Below are 16,460 nucleotides of genomic sequence, written 5' to 3'. Positions count from 1 at the left end.
TGACCATGATGCAGATCTCTGTGTAGTCCCCAGAAGCATGTGTCGTCGTTACCAGGCCTGAAATGCCCGGTTCCCGCACGGGAGCCGGGCTTTCCCGCATCCTGCGGATATGGCTGAGACCTAATTACTAAACGGAAACAGTCTCACCTAGATCTTGCAAATCCTCACCAGACTCGCCTTCCGATCCGTCAGGATACCCTGACCCAAGGGCCTTCAGGGTTGTTCGATCCGGATTTGAATGACCTGGATTTGGCTGTGGAATTGATGATCCGACCTGCGCCGATTGCTGATGCGGCGTGGCCCTACGTGTTTCTTACGTTTGGCTTACGTTTCGCTTACGTGCTTAGAACGGAGAAAGAGCGCGCAAGAGATTCAAATACGCCTAAGTGTGTGATCCTAGAAACAGCGTGTAAACGCAAGAAAACCCGCCCTAGCCAGCCTTTTTAGGCTAGTTCGGAGCGGGTCTTATTTTGGTGGGCCCTACCGGGATCGAACCGATGACATTCACGGTGTAAACGTGACGCTCTACCAGCTGAGCTAAAGGCCCTTACCATGTTCGCTTTTGCAAGCCAACGAGGAATAACTCTACACAGGTATCTGCACACAGGCAAATCGAGGAGCCTGTTTTTCCAGTGAACCAGAACACAGTTACCATCGGCAGGCTAAGCGCTGCGCTCCACCGCCGCCTTATAGTCTTCGACACTTCTTGGCTGAGTCATCTCGCTGCGGAAAATATCGCGCACCTCACCGTCGACCAGGTACAGCGACAGCCTCGTTGCGACCCCGCGTTCGTGATCGAAGGCGTCGACCTGTTGGGCCACTGCCCCGTGTGGCCAGAAGTCGGCCAGCAGCTCGAATTGAAGGTCGAGGGACTGCGCGTAATTGCGCAGGGTGAACTTATGGTCCACTGAAATGGCAACGATGCGCACCTGATGCCGCTCGAAGAATTCGTAGTGCTCTTGGAGTGTCGCCAGTTCCGACCCGCATACCCGTGAAAACGCCCATGGATAAAAGACAACCAGCACCCGGCCTTTGGACAGCCCGGTACTGGTTATCGTTTCGCCGTACTGATTTTCCAGCGAGAAGTCGAACAGGCGTAAACCTGCTTGGATCATTAGTTCTTCTTACGCGGGGCGAGGCGGATTGCGGACCAATCCTCCGAGACACCTTCACTAGTAGTTACGTGCAGTCCTGCAGATGGGGCCTCCTGCTGGATCAGGGATGGCGATACATGTCCCTCGCGGCCCTGCTTCGGGGTGAGCAGCCAAACGACACCCTTCTCATCCAAGCAGTTCAGTGCGTCCATCAATGCGTCAACAAGATCTCCATCGCCGTCACGCCACCAGTAGATGACTGCGTCGACAACGTCATGGTCCTCTTCGGTGAGCAGCTCTGAACCAATCAGGTCCTCAATCGAATCGCGCAGATCGTAGTCCACGTCATCGTCATAACCCAGTTCCTGAATAAGGTCTTCATTAGCGAAGCCCAATTTTTTGGCGGGCTCCAAGTTTGCCGATACGGCGTCGCTCACTTCATTCCTCCTGCTGGTGCAAAGCGTTACTACCAACGAAACACGGTTTTGCTGTTCCATTCAAGCGCTGCAGCGATAACACGCCGAACAAATATAACCCAGATTCCAGTGACCCACACCATAATGACATGAGCATAAAGAAGATAGCCACCATACACAGTTGCGTAAGTCACTTTAAATGTCTGCTTTAAACCGGTTTTTGCTCGAAATCTCGACTCCAAAGATGATCTTTTGACACTAGAGTTGCATATGAACCGGCAGTGCACATCATTCCAGTGTTACTGCACCCGTTGTCCCAATACCGGTGCACCGCAGCGCAAAACTGCACAGCGTCGGAGCCGCAATTCAATCAAGGAGCTTCAGTGGCTGTAGAGGAACACATCTCCCAGATCCGTAGCGGGTTGACTTACCAGCTGTCCGATCGGGATCCTGAGGAAACTCAGGAATGGATGGACTCGTTTGACTCCCTCGTAGAAACCCAGGGCACCGAGCGTGCCCAGTTCATTATCCGTTCGCTGCTGCAGCGCGCAGGTGCCAAGTCCGTGGGCGTGCCGCACGTGACCACCACCGACTACGTGAACACCATTCCTGTAGACCAGGAACCAGAATTCCCAGGCGATGAGGCCATCGAGCGCCGCTACCGCGCCTTCATGCGCTGGAATGCCGCCATCATGGTGCACCGCGCGCAGAACCCTAATATCGGCGTTGGCGGACACATCTCCACCTACGCTGGTGCGGCGACCCTGTATGAAGTAGGTTTCAACCACTTCTTCCGCGGCAAGGACCACCCAGGCGGCGGCGACCAGGTCTTCTTCCAGGGCCACGCTTCGCCGGGCATGTACGCCCGCGCCTTCCTCGAAGGCCGCCTGTCCGAGGAGGACATGGACGGGTTCCGCCAGGAGAAGTCGAAGGAAGGCCACGCGCTTCCTTCCTATCCGCACCCGCGCTCCCTGCCTGACTTCTGGGAATTCCCGACCGTGTCGATGGGCATCGGCCCGGCCAACGCCATCTACCAGGCGCAGCTGAACCGCTACCTGCACAACCGCGGCATCAAGGACACCTCGGACCAGCAGGTCTGGGCCTTCCTGGGCGATGGCGAAATGGACGAGCCGGAGTCGCGCGGCTTCCTGCAGCTGGCCGCTAACGAGAAGCTGGACAACCTGAACTTCGTCATCAACTGCAACCTGCAGCGCCTCGATGGCCCGGTTCGCGGCAACGGCAAGATCATGCAGGAACTGGAAGCCTTCTTCCGCGGTGCCGGCTGGAACGTCATCAAGGTCGCTTGGGGCCGCGAGTGGGATGCCCTGCTCGAAGCAGACAAGACCAACGCCCTGGTTGACATCATGAACCAGACCCCGGATGGCGACTACCAGACCTACAAGGCCGAGTCCGGCGCGTTCGTCCGCGAGCACTTCTTCGGCCAGCGTCCGGAAACCAAGGAATTGGTTGCCGACATGACCGACGACGAGATCTGGAACCTGAAGCGCGGCGGCCACGACTACCACAAGGTCTACGCCGCCTACAAGGCTGCCGTGGAGTTCAAGGGCAAGCCGACCGTCATCCTGGCGAAGACCGTCAAGGGCTACGGCCTGGGTTCGCACTTCGAGGCTCGCAACGCGACCCACCAGATGAAGAAGCTGACCATGGAAGACTTGAAGAAGTTCCGTGATCACCTGCGCATCCCGATCACCGACGAGCAGCTCGAAGCCGACCTGTACGCTCCTCCGTACTACCGCCCAGCCGAGGATTCGGCCGAGTACAAGTACATGATGGAGCGCCGCGCTGCCCTGGGCGGTTCGGTGCCTACCCGCCGCCAGGAAACCTCGAAGAAGCTGGCCCTGCCAGACGAAAAGACCTACGCGATCGCGAAGCGCGGTTCGGGCAAGCAGCAGGCGGCCACCACCATGGCCTTCGTTCGCCTGCTCAAGGACCTGATGCGCGACAAGGAATTCGGCCACCGCATCGTGCCGATCGTTCCGGATGAGTCCCGCACCTTCGGCATGGACTCGTTCTTCCCGACCGCGAAGATCTACAACCCAGGTGGCCAGAACTACCTGTCCGTGGACCGCGACCTGGTGCTGGCCTACAAGGAATCCCCTCAGGGCCAGCTGATCCACCCGGGCATCAACGAGGCCGGCGCCGTCGCCGCGTTCACCGCTGCCGGCACCAGCTACTCGACCCACGACGAGCCGCTGATCCCGATCTACGTGTTCTACTCGATGTTCGGCTTCCAGCGCACCGGCGACCAGTTCTGGGCCGCCGGGGACCAGATGACCCGTGGCTTTATCATCGGCGCTACCGCCGGCCGCACCACCCTGACCGGCGAGGGCCTGCAGCACGCCGACGGCCACTCGCCGATCCTGGCCTCGACCAACCCATCGGTGATAACCTACGATCCTGCCTACGGCTACGAAATCGGCCACATCATGCGTTCCGGCCTGGAGCGCATGTACGGCGGAACCCACGCCGATCCGAACGTGATGTACTACCTGACCGTCTACAACGAACCGATCAGCCAGCCAGCTGAGCCGGAGAACGTCGACGTCGAAGGCATCATCAAGGGCATCCACCTGCTCAAGGAAGCTACCACCGACGGCCCGCGCGCACAGCTGCTGGCCTCGGGCGTAGCCGTGCCATGGGCACTGGAAGCGCAGTCCATCCTGGCCGAGGAGTGGGGCGTTTCGGCCGATGTCTGGTCGGTCACCTCGTGGAACGAACTGGCTCGCGACGGCCAGCGCGCCGACGCCGAGGTGCTCGTGGATCCGTCGAAGCCGCGCCGCACCCCGTACGTGACCTCGAAGCTGGAGTCCACCCCGGGCCCGGTCATCGCGACCACCGACTACATGCGCGCCGTTCCTGAGCAGCTGCGCCCATACGTGCCAGGCGAGTTCCACACCCTGGGCGCTGACGGCTTCGGCTTCTCGGACACCCGTGCGGCAGCCCGCCGCTTCTTCAAGATCGATGCGCACTCGCTGGTCGTGCAGACCTTGCAGTCGCTGGTTGAGCGTGGCGAAATCCCTGCGGACACCGCAGTGAAGGCGCACGCAAAGTACGATCTGAACAACCCGAATGCCGGCAAGTCCGGCAACGCTGGCGGCGACGCCTAGCATCCGGGTTCCCGGCGCTGGACTAGCATCTGGCACCGGCCCGGCCGGCCGCCCGGCAACGAGGATTCTTCGTTGCCGGGCGGCCGGTTCATTTAACCCCGGCTTCACTTGCAGTGCCGGGCACGGGAGCGGAAAAGAAACTAAGCTGGAAACCATGAGTCCTGACATGGATGCCGCCGCAGCTCCGAAGAACCGTCCCAGCCGATCCCAGGCACCCAGCAGTGAAACGCTCAAGCGACTCAAGAGCCATATCGGCGTGCTGTCCACCGCAGCACTGAAATACCTGGACCAGCAGCTGCCCTGGTACCGCTCGCTGGCGCCCAACGAGCGCGCCGCCCTGGGACTCATCGCCCAGAAGGGCATCTCCACGTTCGTGACCTGGTACGAAGACCCTTCCTCCACCCCTTCCTGGGTGGTCACCGATGTCTTTGGCGCCGCCCCCACGGAGCTGACCAGGTCCATCTCCCTGCAGAAGGCCCTGGGCCTGCTGCGCACCATTGTGGAAGTGGTCGAATCCCAGGTGCCGGACATCGCCGCCGAACACGAGCAGGCAGCCCTCCGCGAAGCCGTGCTGCGCTATTCTCGCGAGGTCGCCTTTGCCGCCGCCGATGTCTACGCCCGCGCCGCGGAAACCCGCGGGGCATGGGACTCGCGCTTGGAGGCGCATGTGGTCGACGCGGTGCTGCACGGCGAAGCCCACGACTCGCTCTCCTCGCGCATTGCCGCCATCGGCTGGAAGTCGCAGAAGAACATCCGCATCCTGGTCGGAACCACCCCTTCGTCCAACCCGGCAACCTTCGTCTCGGCGCTGCGCCGCATGGCCATCCGCTACTCGCGCGACTCCCTGGTGGGCGTGCTTGGCGACCGCTCGGTGCTGATGCTCTCGGACACCAAATTCGAGGAAGCCGACCTGAGCCGGCTGACCCGGTTCTTCGGTCCCGGCCCGCTGGTCTACTCCCCTCTGGCCCCGACGGTCAAGGAAATGCACCACGCCGCGGCCACGGCCGTGGCCGGATTCAGTGCCGCCAGGGCTTGGCCGCAGGCACCGAATCCAGTCAGTGCCGATGACTTGTGGCCAGAACGCGCCTGCAACGGCGACGAGCTGGCCCGCACGGCACTGGTGGAGCAGGTCTATCTGCCGCTGCAGCAGGCATCCAACGGCCTGGCTGAAACGCTCTCCAGCTACTTGGCCCTCGGCCACTCGCTGGAAGGCACCGCCCGCGAGCTGTTCGTCCATGCGAACACGGTGCGCTACCGGCTCAAGCGGGTCAGCGAAGTCACCGGCTGGGATCCGCTGGTTCCCCGCGATGCCTTCGTGCTGCAAACCGCATTGCTTTTCGGCCGGCTCCACGAATCGAACTTGTAGGCTTCAGCCAAAGAACGCCGGGCAGCCATGACGGATATTTCCGTGTTGATCGCGCATTACCGCGGAATTCAGCTTCTGGATACGCTAGGCTTTTGTGGAGATCCTACAAACAGTCACCTCGAGCTTGGTACTCAAAAGAAGCGCCAAAAGCTCCCAACATTTGGAAAGCTGTAAGAGTGTTAGCAATCGTTTGCCCCGGACAGGGCTCCCAGACCCCAGGTTTCCTTACCGAATGGCTCGACGTCGATGGCGTTGCCGAGCATCTGCAGGCGCTCAGCTCGATCACCGAGCGCGACCTCACCGCCCACGGCACCACCTCCGATGAAGAGACCATCAAGGACACTGCCGTCGCCCAGCCGCTGATCGTCGCCGCTGGCCTGGTCACCGCGCGTGCGCTCTTCGGCGAATCGCTTCCAGCCGGTGCCATCGTTGCCGGTCACTCCGTTGGCGAGATCACCGCTTCGGCATTGGCCGGCGCGCTCGACGAGGCTGACGCCATGAATTTCGTGAAGGTGCGCGCCAACGCCATGGCCGAGGCCGCAGCCGCCACCCCGACCGGCATGGCCGCCGTGCTCGGCGGAGATCCCGAGGAAGTCCTGGCCAAGCTCGACGAGCTGGGACTGACCCCTGCCAATGCCAACGGCGGCGGCCAGACCGTGGCCGCAGGCACCCTGGAGCAGCTCGCTGCCCTGGGCGAGAACCCGCCAGCCAAGGCGCGCGTGATCCCGTTGAAGGTTGCCGGCGCATTCCACACCGCGCACATGCAGCCAGCAGTCGGCACCCTGCAGGAACTGGCCGATACCATCACCCCGAAGAACCCTTCGGCATCGCTGCTCTCGAACTTCGATGGCCAGGCCGTAGCCGATGGCCAGGCAAATCTCGATTCTCTGGTCGCCCAGGTCTCCCGCCCGGTCCGTTGGGACCTGTGCATGCAGACCCTGGCCGAGGCTGGCGTCACCGGCGTGCTGGAACTGGCACCGGCCGGAACCCTGGTTGGCTTGGCCCGCCGCGGCCTGAAGGGCGTGAAGACCCTGGCAGTGAAGAGCCCCGCGGATCTGGAAGCAGCCAAGGCGTTTATCGCCGAGCACACCGCCAACTAGGCTGGTGCGCGATTCGAAGATTGTGCTCGCCGGTAACGTCATGTTGCCTGCCCCGAGCCCATCTCTGGCCTAAGCTTTAAACCGACGAAACCTGCCACGCATCGCTGATGCACCAGCAAAGTTTCATTAAGCCGGCTGGAACCGGCTTCTGGAAACAGGATCCGGACCCAGCCACAAAAATGACCGGAGTCCTCCGGCTAAGAAGAAAAGGAGCCATCCATGGCTAGCAACGAAGAAATCCTGGCGGGCCTCGCCGAAATCGTCAACTCCGAGACCGGCCTGGACGAAGCAGACGTGCAGCTGGACAAGTCCTTCACCGAGGACCTGGACATCGACTCGATCTCGATGATGACCATCGTCGTTGAGGCCGAGGAAAAGTTCGAGGTCAAGATCCCTGACGAAGAGGTCAAGAACCTGAAGACCGTCGGCGACGCCGTCAACTTCATCGCTGCGGCACAGGCCTAAGCTTCCTGGCGTTCATCGCCACACCGTTGCGCGGGCAAGCCGCGCACGCGGGCCGGTACGTCAAGCCGGCCCCCTGAATTTCCAAGCACAGTTCTTATTCGCACAGTAGAGAGTTTGATGATGGCGCGCAAAGTAGTGATCACCGGTCTCGGAGCCACCACCCCAATCGGCGGCGATGTCCCCACCCTATGGGAAAACGCCCTGAAGGGCGTCTCCGGTGCCGCACCCCTGGAAGACGACTGGGTCAAGGAATACGACCTGCCGGTCACCTTCGCCGCCCGCGCTGCTGTGCAGCCGACCGAGGTGCTGACCCGCCCGGAGACCAAGCGCATGGACCCATCAACCCAGTTCGCTGTAGTAGCGGCCCGCGAAGCCTGGGCCGATTCCGGTCTGGTCAAGGAAGAGATGGACCAGAACAAGCTGGCCGTAGCCTTCGCTACGGGCATCGGCGGTGTCTGGACCCTACTCAACGCCTGGGACACCCTGCGTGAAAAGGGCCCGCGCCGCGTGCTGCCGATGACCGTGCCAATGCTGATGCCCAATGGCCCTGCCGCTGCCGTCTCGCTGGATCTCGGTGCTGCCGGTGGCGCGCACACCCCGGTGTCGGCGTGCGCTTCGGGTACCGAGGCGATGCACGTAGGCCTGGATCTGATCCGATCGGGCAAGGCCGATGTCGTCATGGTCGGTGGCGCGGAAGCCGCGATCCATCCGATGCCGCTGGCCGCCTTTTCGTCCATGCACGCGCTCTCCCGCCGCAACGACGATCCAGCCAAGGCTTCGCGCCCCTATGATGTCGACCGCGATGGCTTCGTCATGGGCGAAGGCGCCGGTGCACTGGTGCTGGAGGCCGAAGAGCATGCCATCGCCCGCGGCGCCCGCATCTACGCCGAACTGGCAGGTTCCTCGGTGACCTCCGATGCGCACCACATCACCGCTCCGGATCCGGATGGCCTGGGCGCGACCCGTGCGCTGAAGGCCGCCATGTTCGACGGCCGCATCCAGCCAGAGGACGTCGTTCACGTCAACGCCCACGCAACCTCCACTCCGGTCGGTGACAAGCCGGAATACACTGCGCTGAAGAGCGCCCTGGGTGATCAGCTCGACAACGTCTGGGTTTCGGCGACCAAGTCGCAGATGGGCCACCTGCTGGGTGCCTCGGGCGCTGTGGAGTCCGTGCTGTGCGCACTGGCCGTCTACAACCGCAAGGCCCCGGTGACCATCAACCTGGACAATCAGGATCCGGAGATCCCCTTGAAGGTCGTTACCGGCGAGCCAGCGCAGCTGCCAGCCGAAGGCACCATCGTTGCTCTGAACAACTCGTTCGGCTTCGGCGGCCACAACGCTGTCGTAGCCATCCGCAGCGTCTAATCGCTTCGGCAGCAACACGAACGCACACCACTGGGTTGGCTGGAGGAAATCCTTCCGCCAACCCAGTGGCTTTTAACCTGGGAGGAATTGGCGGGCAGCCATTGCTTCGATCCTTACGTGTTGGTTAGGCTCAAGTACCGCTTCGAATCGGAGGCACCTGACGGTACTTGGCCTAGAGCAAAGGATCCTTTCCCATGCGCACCCTGATTGCCACTTCTTTCGTATCCCTGGATGGCGTCGTCGAGGCGCCGGGCGGTGAACCGGGCTACCGCAATTCAGGCTGGACGGTGGATTCGGTCGACTTCGACCCGGCCGCCTATGAGCTGAAGGGCACCGAGCAAGCCGAGGCCAGCGCGATGCTCTTGGGCCGGCACAGTTACGAGTCGTTCTCTGCGGTATGGCCGTCAATGACCGAGGAATTTCCGCAGTACAACGCGATGCCCAAGTTCGTGCTGTCCACGACCTTGCGGGAGAAGGACCTGGCCACGAACTGGGGCGAGACCACCATCTTGCGTTCGGTAGCCGATGTAGCGCGGCTTCGAGCCGGCGACGGCGGACCAATCAGCATCCATGGTTCCGCGACGATGGTCCACTCCCTGCAGGAGCATCAGCTCATCGACCAATACAACCTGCTGGTCTTCCCGGTCTTGCTCGGTGCCGGCAAGCGCCTGTTCAGCGACACAAGCCTGGATGCGCAGAAGCTGAAGCTCGTCGATTCCCAGGTGTACTCCAACGGGATCCAGAAGAACATATTCAAGGTCCATCGCTAGAGGATCCTAGCCAGCCACTGGCAGATAGGACCGGGTAATTAATTCCAGGTAGTGCCCGGAAGGGTCAAGCAGATAGATGCCCCTGCCACCATGGTCCCGATTGATCCGCCCTGCCAGCTGCCGTTGCGGGTCTGCCCAGTGCTCGATTTCCCGCTTGCAGACCGTGGCGTACGCACGATCGAAATGCTCATCATCAAGCAGGTAGGCGTAATGCTGCGGCGGGAAGTCGATCGGCGGTGAGGCGAACTGCAGCAGGACGCCATGGGCCAGGCTGATGTTGGCAAATGGTCCCCAGCCCGGTTCCTCGCGTGCTTCGAGCAGATCCAGGTAGAACTTCGCCATGCGCTGCGGGTCCAGTGAAGCGATGATGGTGTGGTTGAACTGTGCGGTCATTCTCTCCCTTTCGTGTATCAGAGTGCTGTTCATTGGTTGAATGCAACTGGCACGGGAGGTCCGCGAATCAGGGAACGACCAGATAGCCGTTCCGGGAGTGGCCTGCAACGGCCTGGCTGGTCTTCATCGCCACCGAGCATAGCACTGGCAAGCGACGCGACGCCACAATCGCAGTTCTAATGGCAAGAAGTGGGATCCCCGGCATGGGATCCCACTTCTTTGTTGGTAACAACCCCGCACCAACGGGGTTATTTCTGAGTCAACTATGAAAAGTCACCCAGAGACTAATTAACCAGTCGTTATACCACCTGGTTGAGCCACCGTACAGGCGCATCTTCGCCCGCGTGACGGAAGGGTTCAAGTTCTTCATCCCAGGGCTCGCCAAGGGCGATGGACATTTCCTGGTAGAACACCGATGGGTTGCCGTCGCCTTTTTCATAGGCCCAGCGGATGCGTTCTTCACTGACCATGACATTGCCAGCGCAATCGACAGTGGCGTGGAAGATACCGAGGTCAGGGGTCACGGACCAGCGGCTTCCGTCAGCCCCCGGGCTCGGGTCTTCGGTGATTTCGAATCGAAGGTGCTGCCAGCCGTGCATTTCGCTGGTCAGCAAGGCGCCGGTACCTTGGGTACCAACCCACTCGATTTCGGCGCGACAAAATCCGGGTGCGACGTGCTGTTCGGTCCACTCCATCTTTACTGGAGTGCCGAGCACGGACCCGATTGCCCATTCCAGATGTGGGCATAGCGCTGCAGGGGCGGAATGAATATAAATCACGCCTCTGGTCATCGATGCAGACATGCCATCCTCCGTTGCGGTGTTGATCGTCTTCCCCTACGTCAACATCGTTCCGGTGCCATCGCCGCCGATACTTCCATTTTGCCTGATGATGAGGGCTTTCGCCACCCAGAAAGGCCATTTTCGCGGATTCATGCCAAATAGTCAGGCTCGCGGATGGGCTTGGCGATAGCTTTGCCTCAGCCGATCGACCGAAACATGCGTATAGAGCTGGGTCGTTGCCAGTGAAGCGTGTCCGAGGAACTCCTGGACAGCACGCAAATCAGCCCCGCCATCAAGCAGATGGGTGGCCACGGTGTGGCGTAACGCGTGCGGACCGCTAGCAGCGGTATCCCCCAGCGATTCCAGCGCCTTGGAAATGACTTCTCGCGCTTGGCGCACGTTCAAGCGCGCACCGCGCACGCCGACAAGCAATGCCCCCTTGGCCTCCTGCCGGGCCAAGACCTTGCGATGCGAGCGGATCCACGCGATGATCACGCGCTCTGCAGGCTTGCCGAAAGGAACAACCCGTTCCTTATTTCCCTTGCCAAGAACCTTCAGGGTACGTCGTTCGAAGTCGATGTCGCCCACGTCCAGGGCCACGAGCTCGCTGATGCGCAATCCGGACGCGTATAGCAGCTCCGCGATGACCTTGTCGCGTGCCGCTACCGCCTGGCTCCTGGCATCCGGGCCTGATTCCGCTGCGCTTTCGCTATCGCCTGCGCCGGCAGTCACCTCAGTTTTTTCGGAGAGCAGGCGATCGATCTGGCTTGGCTGCAAAACGTGCGGAAGCCGCCGCTCCTTCTTGGGCGCGGCCAGCCGCAAAGCGGGGTCGGTGTCGATCAATTGGTGCTTCAGCGCCCATGCGAAGAAATTCTTCACCGCAGAGATCCGCCGGGCCAAGGTAGTTCGGGAAACCTGCGCTTCGTGAAGCTGGGCCAACCAGTCGCGGAGCATCTCGACCGTAATCTGCTTGAGGCTCGGATCCTGGGACTGGTGCTGCAGGAACTGGCCAAGGTTGCGCAAGTCCACGTCGTAGGCTCGCAGAGTATTAGCGCTTCGGCCGCGTTCGCGTTGCAGGTACTCCAGGTAATCCGCAACCGGCTCGGCGAACTTTGCCGACAGCGCAGTGCTGGTGTGCGTCGTTGGTTCTTGCTTCATCACTATTGAGAATACCCCCAGCTGCTTCTCCGGCTAGTTCTGGCGCACCAGCTTCCAGGTCAAGCCATCGGTAGCGGCCATGTCCAGCGACTCCAACCGGTTGATGGCCCGGAGCGTCTTGATCAGTGGCACGCCACTGCGCGCCGAGATTTCATCGACCAGCATCCCTTTGGCGAAGGACATCGTATCGTACACCATGCCTTCATCTTTGCTCAGGTTGTCAGTAAGGCGCGGCTGGGCTTTGGAACTGGGCGACTCTGTTTGGCGATGCTGGCCCAGCAGGCCCAGTGCGTCTTGCGGACTGGCAAGCAACGCCGCACTGCCCTCCGCAATCAAGCGATGGCATCCTGCCGAGTTGGGAGCGAAAACACTGCCTGGAACAGCTGCAACATCGCGTCCGAGCTCGACCGCATGGCTGGCGGTGTTCAGCGCACCGGAACGGTGGCGCGCTTCGCTGATGATGACAAGCCTGCTCAATGCGGCGATCAGCCGGTTGCGGTTCAGGAAGCGGAAGCGAGCGGATGTGGTCCCGGGCGGCACCTCGGATATCAGTACGCCGCGGGCAATAATCTGGTTCAACAGATGGCTGTTGCCCGAAGGGTAAAGCCGATCGATGCCACCAGCCATAACGGTGATCGTTGGCGGACCCGGGTACTGCCAATCCTCCACGCTCAGCGCTGCACGGTGCGCGCTGGCATCAATGCCGTAGGCGCCGCCCGAGACGACGGTATACCCACTCAATGCCAATGTCCGGCCAAGATCAAAGGTGACTTGATCACCGTAGTCGCTGGCGTCGCGTGAGCCGACGATGGAAACGTTGCTGGCCAGTTCTTGGCCTTCAAGCAGCTGGGGGTTTGCCGATCGCCACCATAGGCACAGCGGACGACCGAGATTCAGGTCGGCTAGCTGACGTGGCCAGGCGGCATCGGTGGGGATCAGCAATCCCCCACCAACCCGAGCGGCGGCATCCAGGGCGCCCACCGGGTTGCTCAGCGGCAGGCGTTTCCGCCATCGGGTCAGCGCCACTTTCAGGTCTTGCGCGGAATCCCCGGAAGGGTGGAATCCCAGGATTCCGTCCACTGGAAGCTTGAGCGCAGACGGATAGAAATCCTCTCGCTGGATCAAGCGCAGCAACTCCTGTGTGCTCATGAGTTCCAGCAAGGCCGTGGCCACGTAGTCGTTGGGCTCTATGAGCTGGTTCAAGTGAGCATAGACCCGACGCTCCTGGGAGCTTGGGGTCACCGATCCCCCGGCAGTGTTCGTATTACTGGAAGTCATGACCTTACCTAGCTGCTTTCCAAGTTCTGGCGGAGATGACCGGCGATGGCCAAATCGTCCGCGGTCGGTGCTGTGTGTTCCTGCTGATCTGCCACAGTCCACGCGACCCTCAAGAGGCGGTGGATTGCCCGGGCAGAGAGCCCGCGCCGCGTGGCAAGCTGCTCAAGCGCCGCCCGCGTCCTGGCCGGGTAGTCCAGCTCATTCTTGAGGATTTGCGTTGGAATCTGCGCGTTGCAGGCAATTGAGAACTTTCCCAGCCGAGCCTGGCTGCGTGCTCGGGTGGCCACGACTCGTTCACGAACCTGAGCACTGGATTCGTTCGGTGCCGAGTTCAGCAGCTGGGCTTGCGGAACCGGGTTGACCCTGACCTGCAGATCGACACGGTCGAGAATCGGTCCCGAGAGCCGGGCGAAGTAGCGCCGGCGAGCCATGGGAGTGCAGGTGCATCCGGTACCGGTTCCGAAATTCTTTCCGCAGGGACACGGGTTGGAGGCCATGATGAGTTGGAAACGGGCCGGAAGACGCTGGTGCCCTCGGATCCGCGCAAGGTTGATATACCCTTCTTCGATCGGTTGGCGCAGCGCATCGAGTACGCCTGTATGGAATTGCGCTGCTTCATCGAGGAACAGGATTCCGTGGTGGGCGCGCGTAATGGCGCCGGGAATCAGTTGTGCTGTTCCACCGCCAATCAGCGCTGATCGGGATGCGGTGTGGTGCGGTGCGACAAAAGGCGGCGTGCGTTGCAACTGGTCCAGTTCACCGGCACCTCCCCGGGTAATGGAATGCACCGCTGTGGCTTCGAGAGCCTGGAGATCATCCAAGGGCGGCATAATTGTCGGCAGGCATTTGGCCAGCATGGTTTTTCCGGCGCCGGCCGGCCCAACCATGATCAGGTGGTGTCCCCCGGCCGCTGCCAATTCCAGTGCGAGCCGTGCTTCCTGTTGCCCGTTGACCAGACCCAGATCCACCTCGTCGGCAGCGGCTCCGACGGCATGCCCACCAGTTTGGTTAGCTGATTGCGGTGGCCGGTGGCGCAGGTAGGTAGTAATTTGATCCTTTGCCGCTCCACAGAACGCCATGACCTGCCCGAGGTGGCGCAGCGCAATGACCTCTACGCCACCCACCAGTCGGGCTTCTGCTCCGTTCTCTTCGGCCACGATCACCTGGTCAAGTCCATGGGCGCGAGCCAATTGCACGGCTGGCAGCACCCCAGGTACCGGCCTCAAGGTGCCATCCAGGCCGAGTTCTGCCATGTACAGGGTGCTTGCTGAAGCGAACAGTTGCTGATCAGCGGCCAAGGCGGCAATGACGATGGCAAGGTCAAAAGCTGACCCGTATTTCGGCAGCGTGGCCGGGGATAAATTGACCGTCAGCTTTCGGTTGGCTAGTGGGATTCCTGAATTCCGTGCCGCTGCCTTGATCCGTTCGCGGGCCTCGCTCAAGGATGCGTCGGGCAGACCCAGCAGGACGAATCCCGGGATGCCGTTGCCCAGGTCGGCTTCGACTTCCACCAAGGAAGCGCTGACCCCGTGCAGGGCCACGGCACTGGTTCGAGCGGTACTCATGAGTGCACATTTTCATGCAGGTTGCAGTCGAATCCGGTCGCCGTCGCGTAGACCTCGACGACATCCACGCGAAGTTCGGGCAGAAACAGGCGATGGGATCGGGCCCAGAAGAGAAGCAGCTTGTTGAGCCGGCGAAACTTGGCCGGGGTGATCGCGTCGAAGCCGGAACCGAAGCGTTGCGACGACCGCGTTTTAACCTCGACAGCCACGATCTGGCCATTTCCAGCCCGCGCTACCAGGTCCAGCTCCCCTGCCGGGCATCGCCAATTGCGATCGAGGATTTCGTAGTGCTGTCCTGCGAGAAATGCGGCGGCGGCTCGTTCCCCGTCGGCACCTAGCCGTTGTTTCTCGGTCTGCATGCTTGCTCCTCGATGTCTATGATCCGTTATGGAAACATCGTCGGAGATTCATAAGCCACGGCAGCAGCACGCGCCGCGGAATGTGGATATCTCGTTGCCAACGAGAAAGCCAGCCCTGTTCTGGAAACAGAGCCGGCTCTCGGATACCTATGCAGCTTGAGCTAGTTGCCCAGTCCGTCCTTCGGAATCTGGAATTCGTCGGGGTTGAGTTCTTCGACGTTGACATCCTTGAACGTCAGCACCTTGACGGACTTCACGAAGCGGCCTTGGCGGTAGATGTCCCAAACCCACGCGTCGGTGAGGTTCAGCTCGAAGTACACTTCCCCGGCATTGGACAGGGTCTTCACGTCCACCTGGTTGGCGAGGTAGAAGCGGCGTTCGGTCTCGACCACGTAATTGAACAGCCCCACCACGGTCTTATACTCGCGGTACAGCTGCAGTTCCATGTCGGACTCGTAGTTTTCCAGGTCGTCGGCAGCCATCACTTTGCTTTCTTTGTCGTGGCTTCACCTTGGGCCTGATCAGCGCCCGAAGTCAAGTTCCAGCTCTTTCGGTGGTAGTTGCAGGGACCCTGTACGACAATCGCGGCACGATGCGCTGCGGTGGCATAGCCCTTGTTGATCTCCCAACCGAAGTACGGATGCTCCGTGGCCAGGCCTACCATGATGCCGTCGCGTTCGACCTTGGCCAGTATGGATGCACCGGCGATAGCCTGGCAGGTCATGTCCCCCTTCACGATGGTAGCCACGGGGATATGCAGGCCGACGGGCTCGCGGTCATCGGCCAGGATATCGAACAGGTCCGGTTCGGGCGCGGTCAGCCAGTCGTAGCTGCCATCCAGAAGCGCCGCTTCAGGCTGGACGGCGCACTGCGCCATGGCCCGTGATCCGGCCAGGCGCAGTGCACCGGTGACACCGAGCGCGTCGATTTCAGCTGCCGAGGCATGCCCCACGCCATAGCCGACGGCCCATTGGCGCACTGGGTCAACCAGTGCCATCCGGGTGTCCGGGCTCAGGAGCTTGGAATCGCGCAGTTCAGGGAATTCGGTGACTTGCTGGATATCGATCACTGTCATTCCGACGGTAATCGGACCAGCCAGCGCGCCGCGTCCCACCTCATCGACTGCGGCGATGTAGCGGACGCCATGTCTGGCGGCCAGGGCGCGCTCGTGTTCGAGTGTGGTTGCCTTGCTCTTGGAATCAGCCATGTGCAGGTACC

Annotated in this window: 16 protein-coding genes and 1 tRNA gene; 6 read left to right on the top strand and 11 right to left on the bottom strand. The window is 61.3% G+C overall.

The annotated features are described in order from the left end of the window. Nucleotides 1–471: 471 nt before the first annotated feature. From ATK23_RS04645 to ATK23_RS04635, 3 genes are all read right to left on the bottom strand, one after another. Nucleotides 472–547, bottom strand: a tRNA-Val gene (locus ATK23_RS04645). Between the two features lie 115 nt (nt 548–662). After that, a complete protein-coding gene (locus ATK23_RS04640; protein WP_066138097.1) occupies nt 663–1,115 on the bottom strand; it encodes a redoxin domain-containing protein in 453 nt (150 codons plus the stop codon). After that, nucleotides 1,115–1,531, bottom strand: a complete 417-nt coding sequence (locus tag ATK23_RS04635) for a DUF3052 domain-containing protein (protein ID WP_038991524.1) — start codon at nt 1,529–1,531, stop codon at nt 1,115–1,117. Before ATK23_RS04635 ends, ATK23_RS04640 begins: the two co-directional genes overlap by 1 nt. A 362-nt stretch (nt 1,532–1,893) precedes the next feature. On the opposite strand from ATK23_RS04635, the gene aceE reads away from it, so the two are divergent. The 6 genes from aceE (at nt 1,894) to ATK23_RS04605 (ending at nt 9,707) form a co-directional block, all read left to right on the top strand. Continuing rightward, nucleotides 1,894–4,638 (top strand): pyruvate dehydrogenase (acetyl-transferring), homodimeric type, encoded by a 2,745-nt coding sequence (gene aceE, locus ATK23_RS04630; protein ID WP_066138094.1) that lies wholly within the window; start codon nt 1,894–1,896, stop codon nt 4,636–4,638. Between the two features lie 154 nt (nt 4,639–4,792). Next, on the top strand, nt 4,793–6,004 hold the full coding sequence (locus tag ATK23_RS04625; protein ID WP_083515423.1) for a PucR family transcriptional regulator: 1,212 nt from the start codon (nt 4,793–4,795) through the stop codon (nt 6,002–6,004). Nucleotides 6,005–6,180: 176 nt separating this feature from the next. Next, on the top strand, nt 6,181–7,104 hold the full coding sequence (locus ATK23_RS04620) for an ACP S-malonyltransferase (RefSeq protein ID WP_038991518.1): 924 nt from the start codon (nt 6,181–6,183) through the stop codon (nt 7,102–7,104). Nucleotides 7,105–7,323: 219 nt separating this feature from the next. Further along, on the top strand, nt 7,324–7,569 hold the full coding sequence (locus ATK23_RS04615) for an acyl carrier protein (protein ID WP_038991515.1): 246 nt from the start codon (nt 7,324–7,326) through the stop codon (nt 7,567–7,569). 120 nt (nt 7,570–7,689) lie between these two features. After that, entirely contained in the window at nt 7,690–8,937 is a 1,248-nt protein-coding gene (gene fabF / locus ATK23_RS04610) for a beta-ketoacyl-ACP synthase II (RefSeq protein ID WP_066138960.1), read from the top strand. Nucleotides 8,938–9,131: 194 nt separating this feature from the next. After that, the gene (locus ATK23_RS04605) at nt 9,132–9,707 is read left to right on the top strand and encodes a dihydrofolate reductase family protein (protein ID WP_066138087.1); all 576 of its coding nucleotides are present in this window, start codon (nt 9,132–9,134) and stop codon (nt 9,705–9,707) included. A 6-nt stretch (nt 9,708–9,713) separates the two neighbouring features. Here the strand turns inward: ATK23_RS04605 and ATK23_RS04600 are convergent, their stop codons facing one another. From ATK23_RS04600 to ATK23_RS04565, 8 genes are all read right to left on the bottom strand, one after another. Then, complete coding sequence (locus ATK23_RS04600; protein ID WP_066138084.1) at nt 9,714–10,100, bottom strand: VOC family protein; 387 nt, start codon at nt 10,098–10,100, stop codon at nt 9,714–9,716. Between the two features lie 299 nt (nt 10,101–10,399). Further along, complete coding sequence (locus tag ATK23_RS04595; protein ID WP_066138082.1) at nt 10,400–10,903, bottom strand: DUF3145 domain-containing protein; 504 nt, start codon at nt 10,901–10,903, stop codon at nt 10,400–10,402. A gap of 141 nt (nt 10,904–11,044) precedes the next feature. After that, the gene (locus tag ATK23_RS04590; protein WP_066138080.1) at nt 11,045–12,040 is read right to left on the bottom strand and encodes a tyrosine recombinase XerC; all 996 of its coding nucleotides are present in this window, start codon (nt 12,038–12,040) and stop codon (nt 11,045–11,047) included. Between the two features lie 33 nt (nt 12,041–12,073). Beyond that, nucleotides 12,074–13,318, bottom strand: a complete 1,245-nt coding sequence (gene dprA / locus ATK23_RS04585) for a DNA-processing protein DprA (protein ID WP_083515421.1) — start codon at nt 13,316–13,318, stop codon at nt 12,074–12,076. An 8-nt stretch (nt 13,319–13,326) separates the two neighbouring features. Beyond that, nucleotides 13,327–14,883 (bottom strand): YifB family Mg chelatase-like AAA ATPase, encoded by a 1,557-nt coding sequence (locus ATK23_RS04580; protein WP_038991503.1) that lies wholly within the window; start codon nt 14,881–14,883, stop codon nt 13,327–13,329. Next, complete coding sequence (locus tag ATK23_RS04575; RefSeq protein WP_073706324.1) at nt 14,880–15,242, bottom strand: YraN family protein; 363 nt, start codon at nt 15,240–15,242, stop codon at nt 14,880–14,882. Before ATK23_RS04575 ends, ATK23_RS04580 begins: the two co-directional genes overlap by 4 nt. A gap of 161 nt (nt 15,243–15,403) precedes the next feature. Further along, nucleotides 15,404–15,724 (bottom strand): DUF2469 domain-containing protein, encoded by a 321-nt coding sequence (locus tag ATK23_RS04570; RefSeq protein ID WP_038991500.1) that lies wholly within the window; start codon nt 15,722–15,724, stop codon nt 15,404–15,406. Next, nucleotides 15,724–16,449 (bottom strand): ribonuclease HII, encoded by a 726-nt coding sequence (locus ATK23_RS04565; protein WP_066138071.1) that lies wholly within the window; start codon nt 16,447–16,449, stop codon nt 15,724–15,726. The genes ATK23_RS04570 and ATK23_RS04565 overlap by 1 nt, the downstream gene beginning before the upstream one ends. Between the last annotated feature and the right edge of the window lie 11 nt (nt 16,450–16,460).

Source organism: Glutamicibacter nicotianae, assembly GCF_002797775.1.
Lineage (GTDB): Bacteria > Actinomycetota > Actinomycetes > Actinomycetales > Micrococcaceae > Glutamicibacter > Glutamicibacter nicotianae.
The sequence above is the reverse complement of the archived record's forward strand: the minus strand, read 5'-3'. Positions and strand labels throughout refer to the sequence as shown.